The organism is Providencia sp. UF-224, assembly GCF_058245955.1.
The window spans coordinates 1-1,615 of sequence record NZ_JBSICC010000073.1; the positions used below are offsets into that span (position 1 = coordinate 1).

General features: G+C 35.4%; 3 protein-coding genes. 1 reads left to right on the plus strand and 2 read right to left on the minus strand.

The features are described 5' to 3' along the window. Positions 1-7 precede the first annotated feature (7 nt). Positions 8-253: a SymE family type I addiction module toxin gene (locus AC4IFO_RS22760; RefSeq protein WP_490737820.1), complete on the plus strand. Its 246-nt coding sequence runs from the start codon at positions 8-10 to the stop codon at positions 251-253. A gap of 130 nt (positions 254-383) precedes the next feature. Here the strand turns inward: AC4IFO_RS22760 and AC4IFO_RS22765 are convergent, their stop codons facing one another. Beyond that, positions 384-1,079 (minus strand): barstar family protein, encoded by a 696-nt coding sequence (locus AC4IFO_RS22765; protein ID WP_490737818.1) that lies wholly within the window; start codon positions 1,077-1,079, stop codon positions 384-386. Between the two features lie 12 nt (positions 1,080-1,091). Further along, the coding region (locus tag AC4IFO_RS22770; RefSeq protein ID WP_490737819.1) for an RHS repeat-associated core domain-containing protein at positions 1,092-1,615 on the minus strand (524 nt) is incomplete at its 5' end.

Genomic DNA, 1,615 nt, shown 5'->3' on the forward strand with positions numbered 1-1,615 from the left:
GTGGGCTATGCCCCGAATTGGCAACAAAACCGCACCACCGCCCGCGATACACCTTGAAGGGCAGTGGTTAAAGGAAGTCAGTTTTGAGACAGGTTTCACGTTGACGGTAAGAATTTTAAACGGCTGTTTGGTATTGATACCCGACAGCGAAGACACCCGAGCAATTAAGCAGCAGAACCAACAACAGCAAGCGCAACTCAGTGCAATAAAACACACGATGCGCGAGCTGATGGCAGAGTATATCAACAGGTAAAATTAAAGCTGAGAGTTTCTTAATAATGAATCAACTTGCAAGCTTAGACTGATTCATTATTTGGATAAAGTTTAAATTCAAATAGTATAATCACAAATTTTGATATAAATTAATTTTCCATGATAAAAAATCACTCAAGAATAATATTAAAATAATCACCTAACAACGTTAGTATATCTTCTGATGAAGATTGAGAGTAATCGTCAGGCACACTATTATCAATAGCCTTGAATGATAACTCACTATCTTTCCAAATAAGATTTACTCTTTTATCTAAGGAATCATTTAATATATCATATACCGCATTTAGATTACCACCCACATAGCCATAGCTCCCATAAATAGAATACCCCAACTCACAATAAAATGAATAATAATCATGTATATACTTACCATCAATAACAACATCATCGTCATTGATTATTCTTTGAAATCCATTCTTTAGATAGCTCGCTGAAATATATGATTTTTTTGCCACCCCTTTCATATCTAACCAAATTCTTTCTTTACTATTTAAAAAGAATTCAAGTATTGAGAGAGCACCAAATTTATACATCCCAGATGAAATATTCATATCCAATAGCAATCCATCATTAAATAAATAAAAATCATTTATTTTAAAGTTAAAATCCAATCTGCCTTTAAATAGATCACTTTTTAGAGAGTAACACACACCTCTATTTAAATTTATGTTTTTTTCATTTACACCAATAAAAGAATAAGAACATTTCCCTCCCATTCCTGTATAGTCATAACATTCAATTAAATTACTAAAAGACAAAATCAATTCATCATTGCTGTTAAATATCTCAAATTTACCATTCATTGAAACATCCCATTATTCGGTTTTTTTGACAATAACGTCGAATATTCGGTCATAATGATCATTACTAAAGCCAACCTGAGTCTTTCCATTACCTAAGTCTTTTGTAAGTATCCTAAGCTCGTTATTTCCAGGGATAACTTCCCATTCTAATGCTCCTTTCCATCTAGCTTGAGCTGCATTTCCTTTGCCTTGAAATATAGTTTGTGTTCCTGTTTGTCGATTTATTCTCGGAATCCCTTTTCCATTAGAGATATCATTTATAGCTTTATTCATCGCTTCAAGCTGATGAGGCTTAGGTGGATTATTTTTAGGCGTATTTTTAAGAGTGCCAGTGAGTACGTTACAACAATCACCCGCCAACCCGAACGGATCTACCCAACCCACCGGATTATGCACATACCCGTACGGATTCACACCACCCAGCAGCCCTATCGGATCGGGTGAAATATACTGCCCGCTGTCCCTATCATAATAGCGGAAGCGGTTATAATACAACCCTGTTTCTCGGTCTTCATATTGCCCCGCAAAACGGAAGT